Origin of the sequence: Glycomyces rhizosphaerae, assembly GCF_042647865.1 — a bacterium.
Lineage (GTDB): Bacteria > Actinomycetota > Actinomycetes > Mycobacteriales > Micromonosporaceae > Glycomyces > Glycomyces rhizosphaerae.
The window spans coordinates 12,548-38,523 of the sequence record NZ_JBHRWO010000005.1; the positions used below are offsets into that span (position 1 = coordinate 12,548).

A 25,976-nucleotide genomic window follows, 5' to 3' on the forward strand; every position below is an offset into this window, starting at 1 on the left:
GCCCGTCGCGTCACGCTGAACGGCTCGGACCGATATCCCCCTGTAAACCCGACCTTTGCACCGAGGTGATGACGTTGTCGGACCCCGACGCCGCTTACTCAGCCAGTTACAGCAAGAGCACGGACCTTTACTCGGTCACGAACCACGCGACAGGCCAGACGGTCCAGATGACCGAGGAGTCCTTCGACGAGTTCATCACCAAGATGGACACCACGATCCAGGACCTCGGACTCTTCCGAAGCCGGATCCTCGAGGGCACCGTGGTCACCATCCGCGAGAGCTGGAACCAGGACTACCTCAGCATGGGCGCCATGCAGGAGGTCGACGCGCAGAACCTCAAGCTCGGCGGTTTCGACGACGCGCTCGAACTGCAGGAGGCGTACCGCACGGTCTTCTATCCTTCCCGCGCGGAGCAGCTCGACCGGGTCTTCCACGGCCTGGACACGGGCCGCGTGGTCAGCCAGGACATCAAGACCAGCTACCTCGAGAACGACGGCAACGTTTCGGCCGACGTGGTCAACATCCAGAGCGAGTTCGACAGCAGCGGTGGCAACATCACCGCTGGCGATGTCGACGAGGCTCGTTCGGAGAACGAGCGCAGTAGCGACATGCCGCCCACCGGCGAGGAGCCCGGTTCCGAAGAACCGCCTCCGATGCTCTAGTCCTCGTTCATCGTTGAAGACCTGACCCCCTTAGGAAGGAGTCGAAGATGGTCGCCAAAGGCAAAGGTGTGAGCTACTACCAGAGCACCTACACCCACCAGCAGCTCTGGGACATGCTCCAGGAAGGTGACGACTATGCCGTCGAACGTGCGGGCTCGATCTGGGTGTCTGCAGCGAGCGGCATGAAGGCCGCACGCGAGGAGATGGACACGCACGTTTCCTCGCTGCGCACCCAGTGGACCGGACCTGCCTCTGATGAGTTCGAGGGCCGAATGAACCTCGTCAAGCAATACAGTGTCGAGTCCGAAGAAGGCATGCAGTCCGCCGGGGAGTCCGAAATCCCGCGTCTGGCTGGATTGCTACTCACGGCCCAGAACCAGGCTAAGTCGCTTGATTACCTTCCGGGCAAATCGCTTGACCCGACTCTCATCGACACCTACGAAGACTGGGTCGAAAGCACTAAGAACGTCGACCCTGCAAGCGCCGAGGCTCAATCAAAGAAGACTCAGTGGCAGCAGGAATATCAGACGGATTTGAACGAGCGGCACCAGGCAATGGCCGAAATCGTTGCCGCTCTTGGTGATGAGTACGCGCGGGCGACCGAGGAGACGTTCGGCGAGCCGCCGCCCCCTCCCCCGAGCGACATGCCCGGCAATAACACTTACACAAAGCCCACTGGCGGCGTGTTCTCGGAAACTGCACTGAATCCGTCGAACTCGACCGGGACCGTTCCCTCGGACCAGTCCTCCGACCTCGACGGCGACGGCTTCGCCGACTCGCCGGACGACCTCGACCCTGTCGAGAACGACTGGAACCCAGGTTCTTACGACGACGTCGACTCGAATGTCACCACTGGTGGTCTTGCCAGTGGCCTCACCATGCCTGGAGGAGGTGGCGGCGTCCCGCTCGGCGGCGGTACCGGCGGCATGGGCGGATCCACCATTCCCGGTGGCGCAGGGCTATTCGGGCCGGCCCAGGGCGGTTCCGGCTCGACCGGCGGGCGTGCTGGGAACACCAGCCCCGCGCGATCTGGCGCGAACAGCAAGCCGGGTTCGAGCCCCGCTCGCTCCGGTGCCGGCAGCCGTGGCAACAACGGTGGCCGCCTCTCCTCGTCGAGCCGCAACGCGATCAATCGCGGCGGTAGTGGCAATCCTCGCGGCGGCACCCGCTCGGGGTACAACGACGATGACGACGAAGAGACCTACACTCGCGAGACTTGGCTGCGCGAGGACGATGTCGACTGGGGCCAGAACAACGTCCGGCGCGAGGAACTCGACGACGATGACGGCGAGGACTGACAGCCCGTGAACGAAGTGTGAGGGGCGGATGGCTTAGGCCATCCGCCCCTCACACGTTTCCAGGATGGCGAAAGAGGAAGGGCCCATGCGCATTGCGCATGGGCCCTTCCTCTGAACTATTGCCGGTTCGGATCACTCGGACGCCAGGGCGTGTTCGGGTCTCCGTTTCCAGGCGGCGGGTTGAACCCTTGCTGGCCTCGAGGAGGACTGCTGTAACCCCCCTGTGGTCCAGGAGGGGGAGCGCCATAGCCTTGACCGCCGCCTACCGGAGGACCACCGTATTGCTGTTGCATCGCAGGAGGTTGCTGGAATCCACTCTGCACTGGTCCGTGGTTGGGGTTGAACGGCCCGGCCTCTGCCGCAGCGGCGTTCTTTCGACCACGACCGCGAAGAACGAGCCAGACCGCGATCGCAGCACCGATCAACACGACCGCGGCGGCGACAACGATGATGGTCGAGAGGTTCGATTCCTTGTTCCCCTCGGCACCAGTTGATGACGGGCCTGCGGACTCCCCGGCTGCCTCGGATTCAGCAGGATCCCCGGAACCATCATCAGGAGAAGCGCCGCTGGCGCCGGCCTCACCCATCGGGTAGCCGAGCGGGTTTTCAGCAACCTCTTCGATGCCTTCGGCATGGACAGCCTGGTCGGCATTCACCAACCCGTAGCCCGCGTCCTCACTCTTGGAGCCACCGCCATCTCCGGCGGTCTGGATCAATCGCTGGATCACATTGCTTGCGTCGAGGTCGGGATGAGCGGCCCACGTCAATGCGGCTACGCCACCGGCGATTCCGGACCCCATCGATGTGCCACCAACGACATCCCTGTACAGCTCGGTATTTCCCAACGCGCTGTCCTGAGGAAGTGGGGCAGTCATCTCATCGGCAGGTGCCGCGATATCGACCTCCGGACCAGTGGTGGTGTTCTCGTACCAAATGTTTCCACTGCGATCGGTACCTGTAACCGTGACCACTCCAGGCACAAGGCCCGGATACGGAACTTCGGCAGCCGGATCATTTCCGGCAGAGGCCACAACAATGACGCCCTTGTCGATTGCGTATTGAAGGACCTCGAGATATTCACCCTCGGGGTCAGCCCCCGTAACACCCCAGGGAACAACTATAATATTTGCACCGTTGTCGACGGCCCATCGGAATGTGTCGAACTCCTGTGGGCCCATGGCACCGTTGAGAACGCTCTCGCCTGTGCTGATTCTGACTGGCAGGATTGTCGCCTCAGGTGCCGCGAGCAGCACCCCCGCCGCAATTGCGGACCCGTGCCCATCCGTATCGTTCCACCCAGTGCCGTCCTCGGTGCTCAGCGCCGAATAGCCATCCAAAACGTTCTTACCATCGAAGAACGGGTGGTCGTTGATGCCCGTATCAATCACCGCGACGGTGATGCCCTCGCCCTTTGTGGTTTCCCATGCAGCAGGAGCTTGGACCTGCTCGGCTACCCAGGCGTTGTCGGACGCGTAGGTGTCGTCCTGGGCCAGTGCAGCACTCGGGGTTACGGCAATGACAGCTGCGGTGGCGATGGCTGCGATTCCTGCGCCGAGCGTGGCTCGAGAACGCGATCTGTGTTGCGCTGGTTGGGGTTGCGGAGGGTTTGGCGTGAGAGGTGTGGCCATAGGGTGGGACCCCTTCCGTGTGCCGGTCGTTACAGCGCTGTCCGCACTGCCCCACAAGATACCGGACCAACCAACGGCTCGCGAGCCCGGTTGATCAGGGCAGATGTCATGGCAGATTCGCGAAACCATCAGTCTTTCACCGCTTCTGCACGGGTGAGGAGCGGGCCACGAGGACGAGCGTGCCGGCGACGAGGAGCGCCACCAGGCCGGTTCACCGCTTGGGCGGCGCTGGTGGCATTCGCGGCTGGAACTGGTCTATCCGTAACTCCCGGGAAGCGGGCACTTCGCCTCAGTTTCGCTCAAGCCCGCGAAGCGCAGCCTCATACTGCGCTCGGTCGAAGACGAACAGCCCCAGCTCTTTGAGGTCCCAGTTACCTCGGTGCCCGTTTCGGAAACGGGACCAGGACACCGCAGTCTCGGTCACCGCGACATCGGCAACGAGCGGCCAGCAGCCCCAGTCGCCGCAGGTGCAGCCGAGCAGCACAGTGTCCCCGTCGTCGAAGTTGGACAGGCTCGGCTCACCAAGGAAGTGACGGCTCGGCCAAAGGATGTCATCGCCCGCGGCCAGCCCTTCATAGCTACCGGCGAGGTCCGGCTTCCCCTCCACCTCAGCGAACGGCAACTCCACCGGCCGGGCCAGTTCCTCGAGCCGCACACCATCAACCCAGATCCCCACCACCAGAGCAGGCCCATCTGCAACAACCCGCCCAACAACGTTGAATTCGGCCAGGTTCACCACCGGCAGCTCCGAACTCCTGTAATCACTCAGTCCCCCTTCATGATCCGTTCCACGTCGCGGCCCCGAGAGAATCATGCCCTCGCTGTTGAACAACGGTCCCAAAGACTTCCTACAGTCCTCGAAGCCCGACGAACCAGCAGCTCCCTGAGCCGTCCCGGCGGAAACTAGTGACGCCGCAAATCACGAACGGCTCATTCTACTTCTTGTCCAGCTTTTCCAGAATAGTTGGAAGATACTCCGCGGTCATCCATTGATAGAGAACATCTGATGAAATAATGCAACCTGAATTCAGGTTTGTCGCGTCACAATATTGATTGTATAGAAGCGGTTGATCAAAATATTCCTGTTCCGCGGTGACTTTGAAAGCAATCCCGTACTCGAAACCATTGACTTCGCCCCATGCTCCAACTATGTAGAGATCCCTATTCCGGAAAATTCCATCGAGAAGGTACGCATCTCCAGCATTCCAGGTATCCGAAACCGGCGTGACCGACGATTCAATTACCTCATTGAGTTCTTCCTGACCCTCGGGGTAGAACCACTCGATCTGACCAGATGAAGGGGCTTCATCGGAATCGCTGGTGTCCTCGGAGTCTGACTGAACGAACACTCGGGAAACCACTTCCAGACTCCCGGTTTCTTCCCCGTCATGCATGATACTAAGTCGATCACTACAACCAACGTTGGTTTCATTAATCTCTTCCGTTTGCCCTTCGGCCAGACTGTCTCCAAAAAGAACTCCGGAAGCTCCATCCATGTCCAAGAAGGCACACGGATCATCGGTTGCCAACAATTCCAACGCGCTCGATCCCCCTCCTGGTTCGTCACTGCCCCCGACGCACCCGGCTGTTAGCAGCAAAACTGGCCCGAGAAACCCCAAGAAGACGCGACCCAGGGCAGGCCGTTGTGTCGAATTTCCACTTCGGAAAGAACCGAGATGCAAGATCAGTACACCTCTCCTTGAATAAGGCCACTGGCATCGGCGTTGATCTCATTCGCAAGCTCCGTGACCAGCGCCCTCCCTTCAGAAAGATTGGTTTCGACCGATTCCATCATACTGTTAAGGCCCTCCACCAATGATTCGAAAGTATCGGGACTAATGCCGATCTCATATTCACCTGTGAGATATCGATCCTTGAAATCACTGAACCATTTCGTACCTTCTTCAGACCCCATCATCAGTGTCTCGACCACCGAAAGCGCCGAATCGACATATCCTAGTGGCGTGAAAGTGGTTGCGCCAGTGTACACAATCTGGAGAGCATATCCACGTGCAGTCTGTGCCTCTACCAACCTATCGACGAGTGTGAAAATGCGCTCTCCGATTCCGTTGCGCGCCTCCGCCTGCAACGCAAATTCGGCAATAGTTACTTGTATGGTTTCCCGGAGAAAGCTGCGCTGTGTACCGGCGGTTTCGCGGAGATGCCCAAACGCAAGAAAGGCGGCGGCGTCGTCTGCTCCTCCTGTCCAATCAGTAAATAGTTCCTCGATTTTTTGAAATCCACTTGCTTCCTGCCCTTCGATGAACTCGTCGAATGTCTCCTTAAACTGATTCAATCGATCCACCGTGTTTGCTATATCCTGAAGCGAGTCAGGATATAGGACGCTTGCGAGCCTCGCGGAAATGCGCGAGTACTCATGCGACGCAATTTGCTCACCGTCCGCTTGAATTGATTCCAGATCACCGTCTTCCGCTTCATATGGAACAGGACAGTTGGAAATAGAGCTCCATCGTTGAGTCGGCATCGAGACATCACCTACGATTCCTCCATCGCTGTCGCTCTGCTGCCATTGATCCAGGTTGTACCAGACCGCCGATCCAATCTCAGGCCATTTTTCAAGCACCATCTCTCTAATCTTGATGTCGATCATTGGTTGTCGGAACTGATACAGCATTCCATCAATGGCTTCCGGCGTGATCTGAAGGCAACTTGCAACCTCGGGTCCGAATTCTGACATGGTCTACTCTTGACTCCTTCTTGATAGATCAGTAGTTAGAATCGATTTCAGCCTGAATCTCTGCTAGTTCAATTTGGGTCACATCCTCTGCATCGCTCATGGACTGCGCAGCTTTGAGTACTGCATGTTGAAGATGCTCCAAAGCAGTGGCCGATTCTTCCATTGCGCGTTCAAATCGCATAAAGAGCGTGTTCCAGGCAGCGGCCACGTCTGAAGCACCGGGAGATTCGGTCGGTGCGCCACCTGATCCAGGACCGACATTCGTAGTCTGCGAAGGAACCTGAAACATTGAATCTCGTGCCGCACCCGCTGTCTTGGTTCCGTGAGCGAGATCCCAGTATCCGTTAACAAGTCCCGGAAATACTTGAGTACCGATTTCGGTGATCTGGTCGATATCATATTGGCGGCTCAATATCAAATCCCTTTAGTTCCGTCGCGAATAATAGAACAGTACCCACCGACTCGCCAACCTGCTTCGAGAGCATTTGCCGACTCATCTTAGTAGGTAGTCCGGCCTAGTCGACTGGAGCTCGATCCGAGTTGCATTCCCGTTGACCCTGAGGCTCGCACCAGGGTAACTAGTTCCTCCTACTCGCGGGGTACATGCTGAGGGCCATCGCGTGCCGCTCGGATTCGTTGGGAGGCCTGCAACCACAACGAGTAGTCATATTTGCCTGATATATGTCCCAGTTCGGCGATTTAGCCCACATTCCCGCTACTCAGCGTAGCTTTATCACGGTTTTGTAAATCCTGAATATTGGGATGATTTCGGCGCATTTAGGTCGCCGCGGAAGGCTCTTCCCAGAAGACCGCTACTGCAGCTCGGTAGGCGCCGAGGAGCTTGCGGCAGCGTGCACGACCACTGGATCCTCGGATCCGACTGCAGCGGATAAGGGTTGGTCGGCTGACATGTCTCGAGCGCCAGGCGCCGGGGGTGGATTCCGGGGCGGGACCATTGTTCCTGAATGGAGTTGGGGATACGCCGGGGTTGGGGTTGACATTGGTGCCGTGAGGGCCTCAACATGATGTTCGCGGGCCCACCGAAGTTCGGTAGACCCACCTCCAGGTAGAGGAAGCCGGTCGGCTGCGGCTCAGCGGCACGGGGGAAGGCGAGGACGATGAGCCGGTCGACTTCACCGCGTTGTGCCACTTCGATACCGACTATCTCGTCGCTTACTTCAATCACGACGGCAGTGCGACGATCCGCTGGGACGAAACCTACGGCGATGACGGGTACGGGGGCGTCGGCGCGGACTCGTGCCGGGGTACGGAGGCCTGATCCGGCGCGAAGTCAGGCTGCCTCGCACCAAGACTCGTAGCCGTCGTGCCATGCGGTGTCCGTTGGGCTGGTGGGGGCGTTCGGGTCCTGGTTCGGGCCGATCGTGTATTCGCCGGTTGTATCGAAGACCAGGTAGAGGCCGGCGGTGGTGATCGGGCATTCGAGGACGAGTTCCTCGCCCGTCGCCGAGTCGACCGCGGTCACGCGGGCGCGGCCCTCATTGCGGGTCAGCAGTCCGAGTCCGAATTCCTCGGTGTAGATGGCGCCGCCGAAGCCGGAGGCGGCCGCTTGCGGGTATTCGATGATCTCCCAGCGGTTGTCGTCGCCCAGAGTGAAGTCGAGGTTGTCGATGTCCCGTTGCCGCAAGCCGAACGGGCAGCCGAAGGACTCGGGGCCGTCGGGGCTGGCCAGGCACTCGTCCAGGTAGGCGGTGAGTCGTGCGTTGAGCTCCGGTTCGTCGCCTTCGACGGCGGTGAAGCCCTCGAAGGCTTCGCCGAGGAGCGGCGCCTCGGCGCCGTCCGCCTTGACCAGTCGGTCCCCCAGGGCGAGCAGCGGCTCGGCTTCATAGGCGAGGAATTCGGGGGCGTGTTCGTAGAGCTGGTAGACGCCGGGGAGCAGCGCGAAGTCGAGGCCCTCGTACGGCTCGGTATCCACTGGCAGCGTGAACCCGTTGACGTCGAGATAGGGAACGGGAAGGTTCTCGATGGTCAGTGTCGTGAACGGGTCCTCCACTTTCCAGTCGTCGCCGACCGGGACGAGACTGAACTCGGTCGTGAGTTCGGTGCCGTTGGGCCCCTTGACAGTGGCCCATACGTAGGCGTAGTCGGTGAACGGCGACCAGGACTGGAGACCGAGGTCCAGGATCTCCCAGTCGGCGCTCATCGCCTCGGGCACGAGCAGGTCCGTCGCGTCTTGGGGTTCATCGGTCGTCATGGCCAGTGCCGCGTCGACATTCCCGGAGCGGGCGGCTTCGAGGAGGGCGCGTACGGCTTCGACCGGTTCGCTGGCCTGGCGATCCGTGTGCACCCAGCGCACGGTGTAGATGCCCGCGGCGAGGGCGAGGATCAGGGGGACGGCGATGGCGATCCGGCGGCGGGTGCGGGCCTGCATCGGTGCGTCGGGCCAGCGCTTGGCGGCGCCAGGATCGGGCTTGTCGCGGCGGACGACCATCGGGGTTCCTTGGGCGGCTCGGGTTTCAGGGGATGGCGACCCACCGTACTGCGGGGCATCCACACTGTTGCGACCGATTTCTATGATGGCCGGGTGACCCCCTCCCCCGAATCTGCAGCTCCCCGCCGCCCCCGTATCGCCGACGGGGTGTTCGCGCTGGGGCTGGCCGTTTCGATCCTGGTCTTGCTCCTCTCGCCCCTGTGGACCGTTGATCCGGCGAACTTCATTGAGCCTCGAACGCTGGGCGATGCCGATCCGGTGCTGCCGGAGCGCCTTGAGGTCGGCGACTACGCGGCGCTGGCGGAGGTGCGGCCGGAGGAGGAGCCTCCGGCGGTGGCGACCGTTGCCGTCGAGGAGTTCGGTTACGACATTTCGGTGGACGGCACGGCGCTCACCTGGGGCGCTTCGATTCGCAACACCCACAGTGACTATGCGGCGAAGTTCGGACTGCAGGTGTCGGTCGACGGGGACTTCCTGTATGAGGACGGCGAGTCGGTGTACGGCACGATGACGCTGCCGGGCGGCGATATCCAGACCGGGGGTTCGCTCTATCTCAGTGATGACTTCCCGTCCGAGCCTGTCGTCGAGATCAAGGTCGTGGAGTTGGAGTGGTTCGCCTTCGACGGCGAGACGCCTCCGGAGCCGCAGTCGTCGCCGTTGACCGCCCGTGTCGACGGGATCGACGAGGGGGACGAACCGCACGGGCAGATGCGGTTCTCGGTGACGATCACCAACAGCGCCGCCCATGCGCTCGATCCCAGGTTGTCGGCGGTCTTCCGGCGTGCCGACGGCACCCTGGTTGGTGGCGCCAACGTGTACGTCCGCCTGGTGGTGCCGCCTGGGGAGTCGATCCGTGAGTTCCGGATCTGGAAGCAGGACGTTCCGGCCGGGGCGGATCTCTCGCTCACCGAGTTCGTGCCGACCTGGTAACTAGTCCCTCGGGCAGGTGATGCCCGTGATGGTGTCGGTGGTCGGGTCGCCTTGGGGCAGTATGCATTCGGTTGGTTCGGTGCTGCGTTCGACGCAGGGGCTCTCAAGGTGGAGCGTCGGAGTTCCGGCTTCGGTGTAGGCCAGGGTGATGGCGTGGACGCCGTTCTCGGTGGGGTAGGTGCCGCGGCCGTCGTCGAAGGGGAAGGTGCGTTCGGCGGTGATGCGGCGCGTGCCTTCGAGGGTCTCGCCGTCGTAGGTGAGGTGGAAGTCGTCTTTGGCCCAGCGGGCGGCGATCGGGGCGTCGGCGGGTTCGCGGAGTTCGTAGGTGAGCAGGTAGCGGTAGGTGGGCAGGCCCGCGGGGGTGTAGTAGTCGCAGGGCGCCACGTCGAGGGTGCGGGTGGTGAAGCCGGGGAAGGACGGGATCGCGTCGGTGGTCTCGGTGACGGCCAGTTCGAGGCTCGCCCAGGTGCCGGCCTCGTCGTACTCGCCGTCGGGGGCGGCGGGTTCGGCCGCGGTCTGGGTCCATTGGCGCACTTCGGCACCCGTGTTGAAGGCCAGGGCCAGGGCCAGGCACCAGACGGCTGCTTCGACGATGAGGAAACGGCTGCGGGGCTTCGGGGTGGTGCCCAGCCATTCGCGGGCTTTCGTGGCGGTGGCGATCCAGATGCCTGCGAGGAGCAGCGGCCCGACGGTGACGAGGTGGCGGATGCCGACGGCGTTGGTGCCGTCGCTCATCGCGTCGGTGAGGGGCATCGCCGAGGGGGTGAGGAGGAGCACGACTTGCACGGCGGCGAGCGCTGCGGCGGCGGCGAGGTAGTGGCGGGCGCCGCGGGTGAGGCCGATGGCGGCGACGAGGTTGACGGGGACGGCGGGGGCGAGGATCAGGAGGTAGGCGAGGCCGCGTTCGGCGAGGCCGTTGTCGACGCCGGGCCACGCGTAGGCCTGCACGCCTTGCCAAGCCCAGGCCCAGGTCAGGATGGTGAATGCGGTGGCGGCCAGGAGGAGGAACCGGAGGACCTGCACGCTCGCCGGCGGCCGCGCGGGGGTGAACGGGACCGCCGTCTCGGCCGGGGTGGGGTCGAGGCCGGGCGGGGAGAGCAACGGTTTCATTCGGGGCCTTGGTGTCCAGTGGCGCGAGCGGGGTTCGCGTCCGTTCTGACACTAATACGCCGCGGGGCCGCCTACCGGTTGCGGTAGGCGGCCCTGCGATGTGCGTCTTACGCAGTGACCTGCGACTAGGCGGTGCCGTTCGGGGGGAGCAGCGTCGTCTGGATGAGCTGCTCGCCGTCCTTGCGGCGCACCAGGGTGCCGCGGCCCGGAGGCTGCGGGCTGGGGCGGAGCTTGCCGAAGATCGCGCCTTCCTCCTTGCGGCCGCTCATGAGCAGGCCTGGGGATTCGAGCTGCTTGATCTGACCGACGATCGGGTCCATCATCGCGCGGGACGCACCGGAGGCGCGGCGGGCGATGATGACGTGGAAGCCGATGTCGCGGCCCTGCGGGATCAGTTCGGCGAGCGGGGCGAGCGGGTTCACGCGCTGCGCGACCATCTCGTAGTCGTCGATGATCAGGTACAGGTCCGGGCCGGTCCACCAGGAGCGGTCGCGCAGCTGCGCCGGGGAGACGTCGTCTCCGGGGAGCCGCTTCTCGATCGGGCCCTTGAGGTTCTTGACCGAGTTCTCGAACTGCTTGCCCGACATGGCGTAGTCCAGCAGGGTCGGCTTCGAGATCTCCTCGAGCATGCCGCGCCGGTAGTCGGCCATGATGACCTTGGCTTCCTTCGGCGTGTACGTCGCCTGGATCTGGCGGGCGATGTGACGCAGGAGGTTGGTCTTGCCGGACTCGGAGTCGCCGAACACGAGCAGGTGCGGCTCGGCCTGGAAGTCGAGGTACACCGGCTTGAGCCCGGCCTCGTTGAGGCCGATCGGGATGCCCGGCTTCGAGCGGTCGACCGCCTGGAGGAAGTCGGCCACGTGGAGCTGGCGCGGCAGCAGCCGCACCTTCGGGCAGGGCGGGAAGCGCCAGGCCTGCTTGACCTTCTTGACGAAGTCCTCCACGCCCGGCAGCAGGTCGTCGCCGTCGCGGATGCCGTCGATACGCGGCACACCCGAAAGGAAATGCAGCTTCTGCAGCGAGAGACCGCGACCGGGGCGGTTCTTCGGCACGTTCGCCGCCGCCTTCCGGTCGATCTCGGACTCCATGTTGTCCGAAAGCTTCAACTCCAGCTTCAGACCGAACATGTCGCGCATGTTCATGCGGATGTCGCCCCAGCGGGTGCAGGTCACCATGACGTGCACGCCGTAGGCCAGACCCCGGTTGCCGATCGCGCGGACCTGGTCGACGAACGGCTCGAAGTCCTCGCGCAACGTCATCCAGTTGTCGATGACCAGGAACACGTCACCGTAGGGGTCCTCCTGGAACCGGCCCTCGTTCTTCATGCGCCGGTAGGAGCCCATGCCGTCGATCTTGTTGTCGGTGAAGAACTTCTCGCGCTCGTCCAGGATCGTCGAGACCTCCTGGATCGTGCGCCGCACGCCTTCCTCTTCCTGACGGCCGAAGACGCCCGCGACATGCGGAAGGTCCTCGATGCCGCGGAGCGTACCGCCACCGAAGTCGAGACAGTAGAACTGCACCTCACGCGGCGTGTGCAGCAGCGCGAGAGAGCCGATGAGGCCGCGGAGCATCGTCGACTTGCCCGACTGGGCCCCGCCGGCGATGGCCACGGTGCCCTGGGCACCGGAGAGGTCGACCACGAACGGGCTGCGTCGCTGCTCGAACGGCCGGTCCTCTTCGCCGAGCACGGCGTGGAGCTTCCCGTTGAGCGAGAAGCCCTTCGGGGAGAGTCCGCGCACCGGGTCGGCTTCGAGCGGCGGCAGCAGCTGGTCGAGCGTCGGCGGCTCCAGGAGCGGCGGGAGCCACACCTCGTGGGCCGGGCGGCCCATGCCGAGGCAGTTGTTGACCATGACCTCGAGTTCGGAGAGCTTCTCGTTCTCGTCGTCGGCCTCGGTCGCCTCCAGCACTTCCTCGGGCTCTTCCTCGACCTCGGGCTCCGGGGGGAGCTCGACGAAGCCGGGGAGGAAGCGCTGCACCTTGTGCTGCACGGCCGCGATGCGCTCGGCGCGCGAGGCGACGCGTTTCGGCGGTTTGTAAGGGCCACCGACATATGCGGCGCGGAAGCGCACCAGGTCTTGCGTACCGACCTGGAGGTACCCGTGGCCGGGCGCCTGCGGCAGTTCGTAGGCCGCGCCCGAGCCGATCACCGTGCGCGACTCCTGCGCCGAGAAGGTGCGGAGCGCGACGCGGTACGACAGGAACGTGTCGAGGCCCTTGAGCTTGCCTTCCTCCAGGCGCTGCGAGGCGAGGAGCATGTGCACGCCGATGGAGCGGCCGATGCGGCCGATCTGGAGGAACAGGTTGATGAACTCGGGCTTGGCGACGAGCATCTCGGAGAATTCGTCGGCGATGATGAGCAGCGTCGGCATCGGGTCCATGGCCTGTCCGGCCTTGCGCGCCTTCTCGTACTCCCAGCGGTTCGTGTAGTTGCCCGCTGCGCGCAGCACTTCCTGGCGGCGCACCAGTTCGCCTTCGAGCGCGTCGGCCATGCGGTCGACCAGCTCGATCTCGTCGGCGAGGTTGGTGATGACCGCCGAGACGTGCGGCAGGTCGTCGAGGGCGGCGAACGTGGCGCCACCCTTGAAGTCGACGAGGATGAAGTTGAGCTCTTCGGAAGAGTGCGTGGCGATCAGGGAGCCGATGATGGTGCGGAGCACTTCGGACTTACCCGAACCGGTCGCGCCGATGAGCAGGCCGTGCGGGCCCATGCCGCCGACCGCGGACTCCTTGAAGTCGATGTCGACGATGCCGCCGTCCGGGCCGGGCCCGATCGGCACCTTCAAGTAGTCCTTGACGGGCTTCTCGCGCCAGTGCACGGCCGGGTCGAGCGCCGCGGCGTCGTTGAAGCCGAGCATCTCCGGCAGCGACGACGGGTTCGCCAGCGGCGACGCGTCCTCGTCCCCGGACTCGGTCTTCCCGGCGGCGCCCTTGAGCGTCAGACGCCAAGGGGCGAGCGAACGGGCGACGCCCTCGGCCTGGTTGTACGACATGCGGTCGGGCGTGCCGAGCACGCGCCGGCGACCGGCCTGGTCGGTGTAGATCTCCTCGGGCGTGACGTCGTACAGCTTGATCTGCGGCCCGGGCTTGCGCGGCAGGTAACCGGAGAAGTCGAACACGGTGACCCCGGCCATGCCGTCGGCGGCGATGATGCCGGTCGGGTCGACCTCGCCGCCGTCGAGGATGACGACCAGCTGTGCCTGGCCCTCCCCCGCGGTGGCGCCGGGCGACCAGGCGCCGCGGCTCGACAGCTGCTCGCGCAGCGAGTTCTCCAGCTGCGTGGTCGTGTTGTAGAACATGCGGACCGGACCGGCACCGTCCTCTGCGGACGGATGCTGCAAGTGCGGCAGCCACTTCATCCAGTGCCACTCGGGCATTCGCTCATTGTCCGCGACGACCGCGATGATGAGGTCGTCGGGCGAGTGGAGCACCGCGGCCTGGACGAGCTGGGCCCGGATGTTGTCGACGACGAGCGCCCGGTCGCCGCGCAGGACCATGCGCCCGGCCTCGGTGTACATCATCGAACGGGGAATGTCGATCACGTTCGAGTGGGCGGCCACGAAGCGGCGCAACGCCATCGACGTCATCGGCTCGAGGTCCTCGACCGGCTTGGTCTCCGGCGGGACCAGCTTCATCGTCATGCGCTGCTTGCCGACGCCCACGCGGATGTCCAGCGCGTCGTCGTCCTTCGGGCGGCGCTCCCACATGCGGCGGGAGCCTACGAGCGACCACAGGGCCTTCGGGTCGGGGTGGCGCCAGCGGGCGGCGCGCCACTGGCGTTCGGCGCCCTTGCGGGCACGGCGGCGCACCTGGTTGAGGTAGCGCATGTAGTCGCGCCGGTCGGCGTTGAACTCGGCCTTCTTCTGGGCGCGGTTGCCGCCCATGCTCGTGGCCATCATGCCCACCATGGAGATGCCCATCATGGCGCCCATGGCGATGCGCATGGTGTTGTTGCCCGAGCTGGGAGTCGAGCCGGTGCCGACGCGGGACATCATCATCATGGCCATCGCCGCGGCGCCCGCGAGCATCGGCAGGATCATCAGATACTGCGAGATGTTCTTGGGCTGCGGGTCGGGCATGTCCGGCGGCGACTCCAGGAGGATGTCGCCGCGCGGAGACTGCGGCCCGCGCTTACGCGGAGGCCTGCGGAACAGTTTGGTCGTCACAGAGGGTCCTTGTAGTCACCGGGGGATGCGCCTGCCACACCTCGCCGAATCACGTCGGGCAAGCTTCGACGAGGCTGCTTGCCAGCTGTAACTCAGCGCTGCCGTATAAAAGATGTAAGTGCGCTCTGTCGAGTATCGCACTATCAGGGTAGAACGGGATAGCCACACGGGCGGTACACCGCTCGTTGCATGAGGGATTTATCCTTTAACGGTCCCCCGATTACCGACCTGACCCGGAGGTTCGCGCGGTGAGCACCAAGTCGGCCACTCTTTCAAGGGTGACGATCGTCAGTCCTCGCACGAGGATCGACCTCGCACTGCCCTCAGACGTCCCCCTTTCCGACCTGCTGCCGACGATCCTGCACCAAGCCGGCGAGTACTACATCGACGAAGCCGGCGACAACGGCGGTTGGATCCTCGCCCGCCTGGGCGAAGAGCCCGTCGACACCGGCCACTCCTGCTCCCAGTTGGGCATCAGCGACGGCGAGATGCTGTATCTCAACCCCGCTGACGCCGCCAAGCCCGAAATCGTCTTCGACGACATCATCGACGCGGTCGCCACGGCGACCGAGCAGCGCGGCAACCGCTGGGACTACTTGGCCACCAAGCGATTCAGCGTCGGCATCGGCACCGCGGCCCTCGCCATCGGCGCCGTCGCGATCCTGCTGACCGGCCACATCGCGAGCGCCATCGTCGGCCTCTCGGTCGCGGCCGTCCTCGTCGGCGCCTCGGCCCTGCTCTCGCGCGCCGTCGGCGACTCGCGGGCGGCCACCTACTTCGGCATCACCGCCGTGCTCTACGCCGGCGTGGGCGGCCTGCTCATCGTCGCCGAGAACGGCACGCCGCTGCTCGACCTCACGGGCGTGCACGTGCTCATCGCCGCTTCGGCGATCCTGCTATTCAGCGTCCTGTCCATGGTGGCCGTGGGCGACATGGCCTCTGCCCCAGTGTTCATCGTGACGATCCTCGGCGCGGTGGTGCTCGCCATCTCGACCGCGCTGATGGAGATCATCCCGGGCGGCACCGCCGCCACGGCCGCGGGAATCGCGGCGCCGCTGGCGCTGGTCATCCTCCCGTTCGCGCCGTCGCTGTCGCTGACCATGGCGATGGTGCCCACGCCGCAGCTGCCGACGACGACCGAGGAGTTGAAAGAGGGCGACGCCGAGGCGATCGACGGCAAGCGGATCCTCAAGCTCTCCGAGCACGCCGGGAACTACCTCGAAGCGCTGTACTCGTTCGCGGCCGTGGTCGGTCTGGTCTCGTCCATCGCGCTGGCGTTCTCGGGTGAGGTCCCCGGGCTCATCCTCGCCACGATCCTGGGTCTGGTCCTGCTCAGCCGGTCCCGTTCGGTCGAGGACCGCGCCGCGCGCATCGTGATGCTCGCCGGCGGCATGGGCTCCCTGGCCGCGACGCTGGCGGCGATCTTCGTCGCGAGCGCCGACAGCATCCTGGTGCGCCTCACGGTGATCCTCGGGGCGCTCACGCTCCTGACGCTGATCGCGATGGTCTACGGCCTGGCCGTGGCGGGCAAGAAGATCGCCCCGACGTGGGGCCGCGCCCTCGACATCATCGAAGCGCTGCTCATCGTCTCGATCCTGCCGCTGGTCGGCTGGGTCTGCGACCTGTACACGATCGCCTTGTCGCTGCGCGGCTAGAGCGCCACTCCCCCTGACCCTCGACTCCGAGAGAGGCGAATTCGAATGGCCCAGATGCGCTCCCGCCGCGAACAGGTGGAGGCCCACAAGTTCATCACCTCGCGCATGAACCAGGCGCTGGTGCTGGCCAACCCCGATTCGATCGAACGGCCGCTGCGGCGCATCGGCGTCTCGATCTTCGCGTCGGTGATGGTGCTGGCGCTGATCTTCGGCGGGTTCGCGATCGCGACCCTGTTCAACAAGGGCAACGCCCTGCCCGTCGAGGGCAACATCATCACGATCAAGGGCACCAACTCCGTCTACGTGTTCGTCACGAAGGACGGCACTGAGTCGACTGAGGACAATCCGGCCCGGTTGTGGCAGGTCACCAACTACACCTCGGCGCTCCTGCTCGCGAAGCCCGGTTCGACCGGCGTCCCGGAGGTCCAGGACCTGAAGCCGTCCTCGCTCAAGGACATTCCGCGCGGCAACTTCACGATCGGCATCCAGGGGATCCCGTCGCAGCCGCCGGACCCGTCGGAGCTGCTGCAGGACCGCGACTGGAACACCTGCTCGATGCCGCGTGAGGACGGCGGCACCGCCGAGTTCCAGTTGACGCAGCTCGTGGTCGACGACCTGCCCGAGGATCAGAGTGTGCAGCTCGGCGACGACCACTGGCTCCTGGCCAAGACCGCCACCAAAGAGGACAGCCAGGCGCCGCTGAAGTACTATCTGCTGTGGAACGGCGGCAAGTACGACATCGGCGAGGAGGGCGAGCTCTCGACGCGGATCATCAGCGCCCTCGGGCTGGACAAAGACGACGCGATGCCGCTCAACGAGAACATGCTCAACACGATCCCGGCGGTGGCGCCGCTCATGCCGGAGCCGCGGACCGAGTTCGAATCGACGTCCGCGGTGATGGGCAAGGACGGCGAGTACATCCAGTACGGCCGCCCGGTGAAGGTCGGCGGTGAGTTGTTCGTACTCACCAAGCAAGCCGACGGGGACGAGTTCGCGACGATCTCGCCGACGCTGGCGAAGGTGCTGGAGTCGGGGTACGGCGAGCAGCAAGAGCTCGACCCGGCCGATGCATCCGTGATCGGCACCCAGGGGGACTACATGGCCGATGGCTACCCCGACGCGGATCTGCGCGATGAACTGTGGACCTCCGACAAGAAGCGCCCGGCGGTGTGCGCGGTGTACGACCCGCAGGCCCAGGAGGACGAGTCGACGAAGCTCGACATCATCATGTACGACGCGGCCCCGGAGGAACTCACCTTGCCGGCGGACGGCGTCGAGATCGACGAGAACGGCAACATCTTCTCCGAGACCGAGAACCTCGCGGCGCAGACGGTCCTCCCGCAGGGCACCGCGGCGCTGGCCGACAGCCGCACCGCCGAGGGCGCGACGATCTCCGGGTTCACGTATCTGATCAGCGACCAGGGCATCCGCCACGGCATCGCCGATGAGGGGAAGACGGACATGACGCAGACCATGCTCGGGTACGCCGACGTCAAACCGGTCTCGGTGCCGCACACGATGATCAACCTGATCCCGAAGGGCCCCGACCTCGACCCGTACGAGGCGAAGAAGCAGATGACCTCGAACACCGAGGACGTGCCGGTCTATGAGACGCAGCCCGAAGAGGGCGAAGGCGGCTGACCGCCAAAGCACCTTGAACGACGCCGGGACCTGGCAAGTCCCGGCGTCGTTCATTTCCCGGCAAGTTCGGAGGAAGGTGGGTGTGGGCCTTGCGTGTTAACCTGGCGCAACCCACTCCCGACTATCCAAGGACTTGTCATGGCCTACCCGCCCCAGCAGCCGGGGTTCGACCCGAACCAGCAACCGCCCCAAGGTGGGCAGCCCGGATACGGCCAGCAGCCGGGGTATGGGCAGCAGCCGCCGCAGCAGCCCGGTTACGGTGCGCCGCAGCAACCCGGATACGGGCAGTCCCAGCCGCAGCAGCCGACCGGTTTCGGCCAGCCCAGTGGTGCGCCGCAGCAGCCCGGGTACGGACAGACCCCGCCTCCCGGCTTCGGCCAGCAGCCCGGCTACGGGCAGCAGCCGCAGCAGCCCGGTTTCGGCGGGCCGGCCCTGCCGCCCGCGCCGAAGAAGAAGACCGGCCTGTTCATCGGCGTCGGCGCCGGCGTCCTGGTGCTCGTCGTCGCGATCGTCCTGCTCGTGGCCAACCCCTTCGGTGGCGGCGCTCCCTCGAAGTCCGACTCCCCTGAGGACGTCGCGAACGAACTGCTTCCCAAGATGGGCGAGGCGTTCGAGGCCGTCTTCAGCGGTGACACCGATGCGGTGCAAGCGGTCCTCGACGACATGAAGCCGTACATGTGCGCGGACATGCAGTCGGAGATGAGCGCCACTACCGAGGATCTCGACTTCAGCGGCCAGATGGAGGAACTCGGCTTGACTGACGTGCCTCCGATCGACATCGCGCTCGACTTCCAGTACGAGGTCACGGGTTCGAGCGAGGACGGCGACACCGCCACGGTCGACTACTCCGTCAGCTTCAACATGCCGACACCCGAGATGAGTGACGACGGTATGTCCATCACCGGTTGGACCGAGGAGCCCGTGGACGAGACCGACACCATGGACTTCATCAAGGAAGACGGCGTCTGGAAGGCCTGCGGCGAGATCGGCGCCTAGACCGTACCTGAACAGTAAGGGCCCCACCGGGATTCTTCCGGTGGGGCCCTCCGCTTTGCGGTCTAGACGATGGCGTTCAGGAGGGGGAAGTAGCCGTCCTTCTGACCGGCCGTGTTGGGGTGGTAGGACTCGGCGATGGGGTAGGAGAGTCCGTTGAGCCATTCGGTGTCGTCGCAGACGGCGTGGTCGTCGAAGGCGTCGCGCACGTCGACGTAGTCGAAGCCGTGGCTGACGGCGACCTGGCCGACGGTGTCGCCCAAGAGGTCGGCGGCGTCGTTGAGCGCGGCCTGCTCGGCAGGGCTGATGCGGGTGATGGCGTTGCACTCCTCGCCGTTGAACAGGCGCGGGTAGCCGAGGACGACGACGTCGGCGTTCGGTGCGGCCGACTCGATCGCGTCGTAGACGGCGTGGAGCTTCGCGGGGAGCTGGTCGCGGACGAAGGCCTCGGCCGCGTCGATCTCCTTGGTGCAGGTCCAGGGGTACGGGTAGGCGCACTGCTGGACGACGCCGGTCCAGCCGGTGTCGTTGCCGCCGATGGTGATCGTGACGAGGTCGGTGCTGTCGGAGAGGCCGCCGAGCTGGTCGGCGAGGACGTCGCCGGTCTTCGCGCCCGAGCAGGCGGCGAAGGTCAGGTCGGCGCCGATGGCGTCGGCGAGGAGCGAGGGGTAGGCGGATTCGGAACGGCTGCAGCCGGATCCGTCGTCGATGTAGGAGCGGGTGCCCACGCCGGAGGCGTAGGAGTCGCCGAGGGCGACGTACTCGATGGTCTGCGCTTGGGCAGCACCGCTGGTGAGCGCCATGACGGACACGAATGCCGCGGCTAGCGCCGCGGCCATTGTGGAGATTCTCCGGGGGATGGTCATATGGGCTCCGTTTCGGATTTTGTCCGGAAGTGGGGCCCTCTTTATAACTGTTGGGTAACATGCAAGTCCACCAATAGAAGGCAGATTGTCAGAATATTGACAATGAACGATCTATGGCGGACTGCGGTGCGGCGCTTGCTAGATGCCTTCGGGAAGGTCGAGGCGGTCGAGCGGCTGCGGCTCGTCCGGGGTCTCGGCCAGGAGCCGGTCGGCGTCGTCCTCTTTCGCGGTCTCCGGTTCGGCGAGCAGGCGCCGGACCTCGGCGTCGAGGTGGGCGCGCATCAAGGCGCTGAAGCGGGCCGCGTCCTCGGCGGCCAGCGCCTCGACGAAGGCCGCGTGCTCGGGCACGAGGTCGACCGCGACCTCGAAGTGCTCGTACATCGAGAAGGTGCACAGCCGCGTCTCGATGAGCAGGGTGCTCATCATGCGCGCCAAGCGGATCGAACCGCCCCATGCGGCGAGGCCGCGGTGGAAGTCGAGGTAGGCGTCGCCGAGGGCGCGCGCGTCGTCCTTCTTCAGGGCGCGCTGCATGCGCTTGACCTCGTTGCCGAGTTCGGCGAGCACGGTCTTGCGCTCGGCGAGCGGCCTGGCGAGGATGCGGCGCCCGAGCTCGGGTTCGATGCGGGCGCGGAGCCAGTGGATGTCGCGCACGTCCTCGGGGGTCATCGTGCGCACGGCCAGGCCGCGGCGCCTCGGGATGACGAGGAGCCCTTCGGCGGTGAGCCGCTGCATGGCCTCGCGGAGCGGGCCGCGGCTGACGCCGAGCTGGTAGGCGAGTTCGGCCTCGCCGAGTGCGGCTCCCGGCGGGAGCGAGCCGTCCACGACCGCTTCGCGGAGTCGATCGGCGATGAGATCCACCGTCGAGGTGCGTCGCACCGGGGCCAGGCGCCCCACCTGGCGGGCTCCCGTGAGCCCACCCAATCCGCTGCTGCGATCAGACACGTCTGCCTGCTCCCCCTCTGTCTCTTCTGGGCAGCATCTTAGCGCTGCCGGTACATCACGTTCAGCTGCAAGCTCCGGTTGCGTCCCCCGTCAACATGCTTGCTTTTTTGTTATCGAACGTCGATCATCGTATTGTCGACAAACTTACAATAGACCGTTAGGGTCGGCAACGTATCCGACCCCGAACCAGGAGGCGACCACCGTGTCGAACCAACTGCACCTCAACCGCCGCCATCTCCTCGGCGGGGCGACCGCCGGGGCGGCGGCACTCGCGCTGGCAGCCTGTTCCCGCACCGATCCGGGCGGAGGCGGCTCCAACGGCCTGCTGCAGAAGGCCCAGGACGGCGGCAAGCTCCGCATCGCCTACGCCGACGAGGCCCCGTACGCCTACACGGCCGATGACGACTCCGTCACCGGACAGTCGGTGGCGGTCCAGCTGTACGTGCTGGACAAGCTCGGCATCAAGGCCGACCAGATCGAGTGGAAGCTCACCGCTTGGGAAGCGCTCATCTCGGGTCTGGGCACCAACCACGACATGGTCATCGCGGGCATGTACGTCACCCCTGAGCGCTGCGAGGCCGTGGCCTTCGCGAATCCGGACTACATCATGCCGGACGCACTGCTGGTCGAGGCCGGTAATCCGGGCGGCTGGACCACGCTCAACGCCATGGCCGAGACCGACGGCGTGATCGGCGTCATGAACGGCACCAGCGAGCAGGAGGTGGCGGACGCGATCTTCGAGGCGGACCGCATCAACGTCCAGGGCGACCTGCCCGCGCTCATCCTGGAGCTCAAGGCCGGGCGCTGCGACGCGATCGGGCTGACCGGCGCCAACCTCAGGCTGGCGGCCGAAGCGGACTCCGACGTCGAAGTGACCGAGGGCTTCTGGCTCGTCGACCCCGAGACCGGCGAGGACATCATCGGCGCGGGCGCAGCGGTCTTCCAGACCGGCGACAAGGACTTCCGGGACGCGGTGAACGGTGAGCTGGAGACGCTCCTGGCCGACACCGCCACCTGGGAGGGCCTGGTCGGCGAGTACGGGTTCACCGTCGAGGAGAACCACCCGGAGGGCCTCACCGCCGAAGACCTCTGCCCGGACACCTACCAGTAGTCGCCATGGACTTCTCTGCGGTCATCGACTCGCTGCCCCGGTACGCGAAGCCGCTCCTGGTCACCGTCGAGGTCACCCTCGCCTCGGCGGCTCTGGCGCTGCTCGTCGCGTTCGCGCTGGGCCTCATGACGAGCTCGAAGCACCTGGCCGTGCGCACCCCCGCGCGCGTGTTCGTGGAGTTCATCCGCGGTTCCTCGGTCGTGGTGCAGCTGTTCTGGTTCGCGTTCGCCATGCCCGTGATCCTCGGCGTCAAGTTCGACTACGCCATCGCCGCAGGCATCATCGCCCTCGGCCTCAACTACGGCGCCTACTCCTCCGAGGTGGTGCGCGGTGCCATCGCCGCGGTCCCCAAGGGGCAGTTGGAAGCCAGCCTCGCCGTGAACTTCACCCCGTTCCAGCGCCTCAGGCTGGTGGTCCTCCCCCAGGCCTGGCCCGAGATGATCCCTTCGCTGTGCGCCTTCGCGATCATGCTGCTCAAGGCCAGCGCCCTGGTCTCGCTGATCAGCGTCACCGACATCACCGCGATGGCCGGCCTCATCGGCGGGCAGGGCGGCGGCGTGAACCAGCTGCCGCATTACGCGCTCATCCTCGTCATCTACTTCGTCCTCGCCTGGCTCATCTGGACCGGGATGCGGGCGCTCGAACGCAAAGCCAAGCGCGGCATCGGGATCGACGCGAAGCCCGTCAAGGGCCGCCTGACCCCGGCCGTCGCCGAGAAGGGCCTGGCCTGATGAACGAGTGGAACAACGAGATCGTCGTCGAGGTCTTCCCGGCCATCTGGCAGGGCTTCATCGTCGTCCTCCAGGTCACCCTGGTCGCCGGCGTCATCGCCATCCTGCTGGGGCTGCTGGTGGCGATCGGCGAGCGCACCGGCCCGCCGTGGCTCAAGCGCGTCCTCTCCGGCGTCTTCCAGTTCATCCGCAACACCCCGCTGCTGGTGCAGGTGCTGTTCGTCTGGACCGCAACGAGTCTGTACATCAATCCTGAGTGGAGCGCCTTCGCCGTCGGTTCGGCGGTGCTGGGCGTCCACTACGCCTCCTACACCTCCGAGTCCTACCGGGCCGGGATCGAGGCGATCCCGGTCGGGCAGTGGGAGGCGGCGACCGCGTTGAGCCTGCCGACCCACCGGGTGTGGGGCGCGATCGTGCTCCCGCAGATGATGCGGCGCTCGACCGCGGCGGTGGCCAACTGGATCATCGCCATGTTCAAAGAGGTGCCGACGCTGTTCATCATCGGCGTGCTCGAGATGATCGCCCAGGCCCAGAAATACCAAGGACAGCACTACGACGGTGCCGTCGAGGGCTACACCATCGCAGGAATCCTGTTCCTGGCCGCCTCTTACCCTGTGGCGGTAGCGGCGCGGAGATTGGAGAACCGTCTTGCAAAATCCCACTTCTAATGGCGAGCCGATCATTCGCTTCGACCGGGTCGACAAGTCCTTCGGGGACTTGAAGGTCTTGGACCAGTTGAGCTTCGACGTCAGCCCGGGCGAGCGCGTGACGCTCATCGGGCCGTCGGGTTCGGGCAAGACCACGATCCTGCGGCTGCTCATGACCCTGGAGCACGTCACCCCGGCCAAGGACCCCGCGTCCGAGGGCGGTGTCATCTGGGTCGAAGGCAACCCGCTGTCCCACATGGAGAAGGGCGGCAAGCTGGTGGTGGCGAACGAGCGCCACCTGCGGCAGGTCCGCAAGAAGATCGGCATGGTCTTCCAGCAGTTCAACCTGTTCCCGAACATGCGGGTGCTGCGCAACGTCACCGAAGCACAGGTCCACACGCTCGGCCGCTCCAAGGACGAGGCCGAGGCCAAGGCCCGCGACCTGCTGGAGCTGGTCGGGCTGTCGGCCAAAGTGGACAACTACCCGTCGCAGCTCTCGGGCGGCCAGCAGCAGCGCGTGGCGATCGCCCGCGCGCTGGCGATGGACCCCGACATCCTGCTGCTCGACGAGGTGACGAGCGCGCTCGACCCGGAACTGGTGGCCGACGTGCTGGGGGTGCTGCGCGATGTCGCCGACACCACCAGCATCACCATGCTCATCGTCACCCACGAGATGGGCTTCGCGCGAGACGTGTCGAACCGGGTCATGATGTTCGACCGCGGCGTGATCGTCGAAGAGGGAGCGCCCGCCGAAATCTTCTCCGATCCGCGAGAAGCGCGCACTCAGGACTTCCTCAGAGCAGTTCTCGCGGAGTAGACTTGGGGTTCTCCTCCATCCTTGGAGAGTGTTAGGGGTGTTCGAGGGAGGCGGTCATGAGGGGTTATCGACCGCCTCCCTCTTCTCTTGCCCGCGAGTCCCGGAACGCGTGCGCGCCGCCGGAAACGGCGGGTGGCAGAATCGGGCACCATGCCGGCACCGAGCTCCGATGAACCCGTCAGGCCGCGGCGCGGCCGCCGAGCGGACCGGATCCGCCCGCTGACATGAGCGCCCGAGTCCAGGCGTACTTCCGCCACCCCACGCGCCTCATCCCGCTGATCTTCATCGCCGTGATCCTGGCGGGCACACTGCTGCTCATGCTGCCGGCCGCCAGCTCCGGCGACAGGTACACCTTCACCGACGCGCTGTTCACCTCGACCTCGGCCGTCTCGGTCACCGGCCTCGCGGTGCTCGACACCCCCGTCCACTTCAGCACGTTCGGCCAGGTCGTCATCATGCTGCTGTTCCAGGTCGGCGGCCTCGGCATCATGACCAGCGCCGTCCTGGTGGGCCTGCTGGTGAGCAAGCGGCTCGGGCTGCGCACGAAGCTCGCGACCCGCATGGAGATCAGCCAGGCACTGAGCCTCGGCGACGTGAAGGCCGTGCTGCTGCGCACCGCCGTCGTCTCCATCAGCGTCCAGGCCGCGATCACCCTCATCCTCGCGATCCGGTTCTCCGCGTATGGATTCCCCCTCGGCAAAGCGGTCTGGTACGGGCTCTTCCACGCCGGAAGCTCGTTCAACAGCGCCGGCTTCTCGCTGTTCTCCGACTCCCTCATGGGCTTCGCGACCGACCCGTGGATCTCCCTGCCGCTGTGCATCGGCACCATCCTCGGCGGCCTCGGCATGCCCGTCATCTTCGAGATGACCCGCCGCCGCTGGGGCCCCGCCAAGTGGTCGGTCCACACCAAGCTCACCCTCGCCGGCAGCGGGATCCTGCTCCTCGGCGGCTGGATCGTGTTCCTCCTCTTCGAATGGTCGAACCCCGCCACGTTCGGCCAGTGGCCCTGGTACGACCGGTTCCTGCCCGCGTTCTTCCAGACCTCGATGGTCCGTGCCGCCGGCCTCAACTCCGTCGACATCGGGTTGATGCGCGACGACTCGCAACTGGCCTCGATCATCCTCATGTTCATCGGCGGCGGCTCCGCCTCAACCGCCGGCGGCATCAAAGTCACCACCTTCTTCGTACTGCTGCTGGTGATCTGGGCCGAGGTCCGCGGCGAACCCGACGTCACGGCCTTCCGCCGCCGCATCAATCCCGCGGTCGTCCGCGAGGCCCTCACCATCGCCCTGGTCTACGTCGCCTGCAACGCCTTCGGCGTGTTCCTCATGCAGCGCTTCGAACCCGACCTGAAGCTCATGCCGATCATGTTCGAGGTGACGAGCGCGCTCGCGACCTTGGGGCAGTCCACCGGCGTCACCTACGAGATCTCGGAGCCCTCGAAATGGCTGCTGACGATCCTTATGTACACCGGGCGCATCGGGCCGGTGCTCTTCGCCGCGTCGCTGGCGCTGCGGCCTCGGCACCGCCTGTACCGCTACCCCGACGGCCGGCCCCTCGTAGGCTGAACCGTGACGGCGCAGGTCATCCGGTGCGGCCCCGAGTGCGCGCTCCGGAGACGGGCGCCGGGTGGCA

The 25,976-nt window shown here is 65.2% G+C and carries 21 protein-coding genes; 11 read left to right on the forward strand and 10 right to left on the reverse strand.

The window, feature by feature from the left end; translation table 11 throughout:
* Positions 1 to 74: 74 nt before the first annotated feature.
* Both ACFO8M_RS04675 and ACFO8M_RS04680 read left to right on the forward strand, forming a co-directional pair.
* Complete coding sequence (locus ACFO8M_RS04675) at positions 75 to 662, forward strand: hypothetical protein (RefSeq protein WP_387971240.1); 588 nt, start codon at positions 75 to 77, stop codon at positions 660 to 662.
* 47 nt (positions 663 to 709) lie between these two features.
* Positions 710 to 1,960: a WXG100 family type VII secretion target gene (locus tag ACFO8M_RS04680; RefSeq protein ID WP_387971242.1), complete on the forward strand. Its 1,251-nt coding sequence runs from the start codon at positions 710 to 712 to the stop codon at positions 1,958 to 1,960.
* A gap of 116 nt (positions 1,961 to 2,076) precedes the next feature.
* On the opposite strand, the gene ACFO8M_RS04685 is transcribed toward ACFO8M_RS04680, so the two are convergent.
* From ACFO8M_RS04685 to ACFO8M_RS04710, 6 genes are all read right to left on the reverse strand, one after another.
* Complete coding sequence (locus ACFO8M_RS04685; protein WP_387971245.1) at positions 2,077 to 3,588, reverse strand: S8 family serine peptidase; 1,512 nt, start codon at positions 3,586 to 3,588, stop codon at positions 2,077 to 2,079.
* A gap of 289 nt (positions 3,589 to 3,877) precedes the next feature.
* Positions 3,878 to 4,420: a hypothetical protein gene (locus ACFO8M_RS04690; protein WP_387971248.1), complete on the reverse strand. Its 543-nt coding sequence runs from the start codon at positions 4,418 to 4,420 to the stop codon at positions 3,878 to 3,880.
* Between the two features lie 103 nt (positions 4,421 to 4,523).
* On the reverse strand, positions 4,524 to 5,126 hold the full coding sequence (locus tag ACFO8M_RS04695) for a hypothetical protein (protein ID WP_387971251.1): 603 nt from the start codon (positions 5,124 to 5,126) through the stop codon (positions 4,524 to 4,526).
* Between the two features lie 146 nt (positions 5,127 to 5,272).
* Positions 5,273 to 6,286 (reverse strand): hypothetical protein, encoded by a 1,014-nt coding sequence (locus ACFO8M_RS04700; RefSeq protein ID WP_387971254.1) that lies wholly within the window; start codon positions 6,284 to 6,286, stop codon positions 5,273 to 5,275.
* Between the two features lie 28 nt (positions 6,287 to 6,314).
* A complete protein-coding gene (locus tag ACFO8M_RS04705; RefSeq protein WP_387971257.1) occupies positions 6,315 to 6,698 on the reverse strand; it encodes a hypothetical protein in 384 nt (127 codons plus the stop codon).
* A gap of 879 nt (positions 6,699 to 7,577) precedes the next feature.
* On the reverse strand, positions 7,578 to 8,735 hold the full coding sequence (locus ACFO8M_RS04710) for a hypothetical protein (RefSeq protein ID WP_387971260.1): 1,158 nt from the start codon (positions 8,733 to 8,735) through the stop codon (positions 7,578 to 7,580).
* Between the two features lie 93 nt (positions 8,736 to 8,828).
* Here ACFO8M_RS04710 and ACFO8M_RS04715 point away from each other — a divergent pair, with 93 nt between their 5' ends.
* The gene (locus ACFO8M_RS04715) at positions 8,829 to 9,665 is read left to right on the forward strand and encodes a hypothetical protein (RefSeq protein WP_387971263.1); all 837 of its coding nucleotides are present in this window, start codon (positions 8,829 to 8,831) and stop codon (positions 9,663 to 9,665) included.
* Here the strand turns inward: ACFO8M_RS04715 and ACFO8M_RS04720 are convergent, their stop codons facing one another.
* Both ACFO8M_RS04720 and eccCa read right to left on the reverse strand, forming a co-directional pair.
* Complete coding sequence (locus tag ACFO8M_RS04720) at positions 9,666 to 10,775, reverse strand: hypothetical protein (protein ID WP_387971265.1); 1,110 nt, start codon at positions 10,773 to 10,775, stop codon at positions 9,666 to 9,668.
* Between the two features lie 125 nt (positions 10,776 to 10,900).
* Entirely contained in the window at positions 10,901 to 14,938 is a 4,038-nt protein-coding gene (gene eccCa / locus ACFO8M_RS04725) for a type VII secretion protein EccCa (protein WP_387971268.1), read from the reverse strand.
* 248 nt (positions 14,939 to 15,186) lie between these two features.
* Here eccCa and eccD point away from each other — a divergent pair, with 248 nt between their 5' ends.
* The 3 genes from eccD to ACFO8M_RS04740 all read left to right on the forward strand — a co-directional run bounded on the left by eccD (position 15,187) and on the right by ACFO8M_RS04740 (position 19,230).
* A complete protein-coding gene (gene eccD, locus ACFO8M_RS04730; RefSeq protein WP_387971271.1) occupies positions 15,187 to 16,593 on the forward strand; it encodes a type VII secretion integral membrane protein EccD in 1,407 nt (468 codons plus the stop codon).
* Between the two features lie 45 nt (positions 16,594 to 16,638).
* Positions 16,639 to 18,234: a type VII secretion protein EccB gene (gene eccB / locus ACFO8M_RS04735; RefSeq protein ID WP_387971274.1), complete on the forward strand. Its 1,596-nt coding sequence runs from the start codon at positions 16,639 to 16,641 to the stop codon at positions 18,232 to 18,234.
* A 138-nt stretch (positions 18,235 to 18,372) separates the two neighbouring features.
* Positions 18,373 to 19,230 (forward strand): hypothetical protein, encoded by an 858-nt coding sequence (locus tag ACFO8M_RS04740; protein ID WP_387971277.1) that lies wholly within the window; start codon positions 18,373 to 18,375, stop codon positions 19,228 to 19,230.
* Positions 19,231 to 19,292: 62 nt separating this feature from the next.
* Here ACFO8M_RS04740 and ACFO8M_RS04745 read toward each other — a convergent pair whose 3' ends face one another.
* Together ACFO8M_RS04745 and ACFO8M_RS04750 are read right to left on the reverse strand one after the other, a co-directional pair.
* Entirely contained in the window at positions 19,293 to 20,066 is a 774-nt protein-coding gene (locus tag ACFO8M_RS04745) for an SGNH/GDSL hydrolase family protein (protein ID WP_387971280.1), read from the reverse strand.
* Positions 20,067 to 20,231: 165 nt separating this feature from the next.
* Entirely contained in the window at positions 20,232 to 21,035 is an 804-nt protein-coding gene (locus ACFO8M_RS04750; protein ID WP_387971283.1) for a GntR family transcriptional regulator, read from the reverse strand.
* 202 nt (positions 21,036 to 21,237) lie between these two features.
* On the opposite strand from ACFO8M_RS04750, the gene ACFO8M_RS04755 reads away from it, so the two are divergent.
* The 5 genes from ACFO8M_RS04755 (at position 21,238) to ACFO8M_RS04775 (ending at position 25,909) form a co-directional block, all read left to right on the forward strand.
* Positions 21,238 to 22,146, forward strand: coding sequence for a transporter substrate-binding domain-containing protein (locus ACFO8M_RS04755; RefSeq protein WP_387971286.1), 909 nt, complete (start codon positions 21,238 to 21,240; stop codon positions 22,144 to 22,146).
* A gap of 5 nt (positions 22,147 to 22,151) precedes the next feature.
* Positions 22,152 to 22,877: an ectoine/hydroxyectoine ABC transporter permease subunit EhuC gene (ehuC, locus tag ACFO8M_RS04760; RefSeq protein WP_387971289.1), complete on the forward strand. Its 726-nt coding sequence runs from the start codon at positions 22,152 to 22,154 to the stop codon at positions 22,875 to 22,877.
* Positions 22,877 to 23,545, forward strand: coding sequence for an amino acid ABC transporter permease (locus ACFO8M_RS04765; RefSeq protein ID WP_387971292.1), 669 nt, complete (start codon positions 22,877 to 22,879; stop codon positions 23,543 to 23,545). The genes ehuC and ACFO8M_RS04765 overlap by 1 nt, the downstream gene beginning before the upstream one ends.
* Positions 23,546 to 23,555: 10 nt before the next feature.
* The gene (gene ehuA, locus ACFO8M_RS04770) at positions 23,556 to 24,341 is read left to right on the forward strand and encodes an ectoine/hydroxyectoine ABC transporter ATP-binding protein EhuA (protein WP_387971675.1); all 786 of its coding nucleotides are present in this window, start codon (positions 23,556 to 23,558) and stop codon (positions 24,339 to 24,341) included.
* Between the two features lie 224 nt (positions 24,342 to 24,565).
* Positions 24,566 to 25,909: a TrkH family potassium uptake protein gene (locus ACFO8M_RS04775; protein ID WP_387971295.1), complete on the forward strand. Its 1,344-nt coding sequence runs from the start codon at positions 24,566 to 24,568 to the stop codon at positions 25,907 to 25,909.
* Positions 25,910 to 25,976 lie beyond the last annotated feature (67 nt).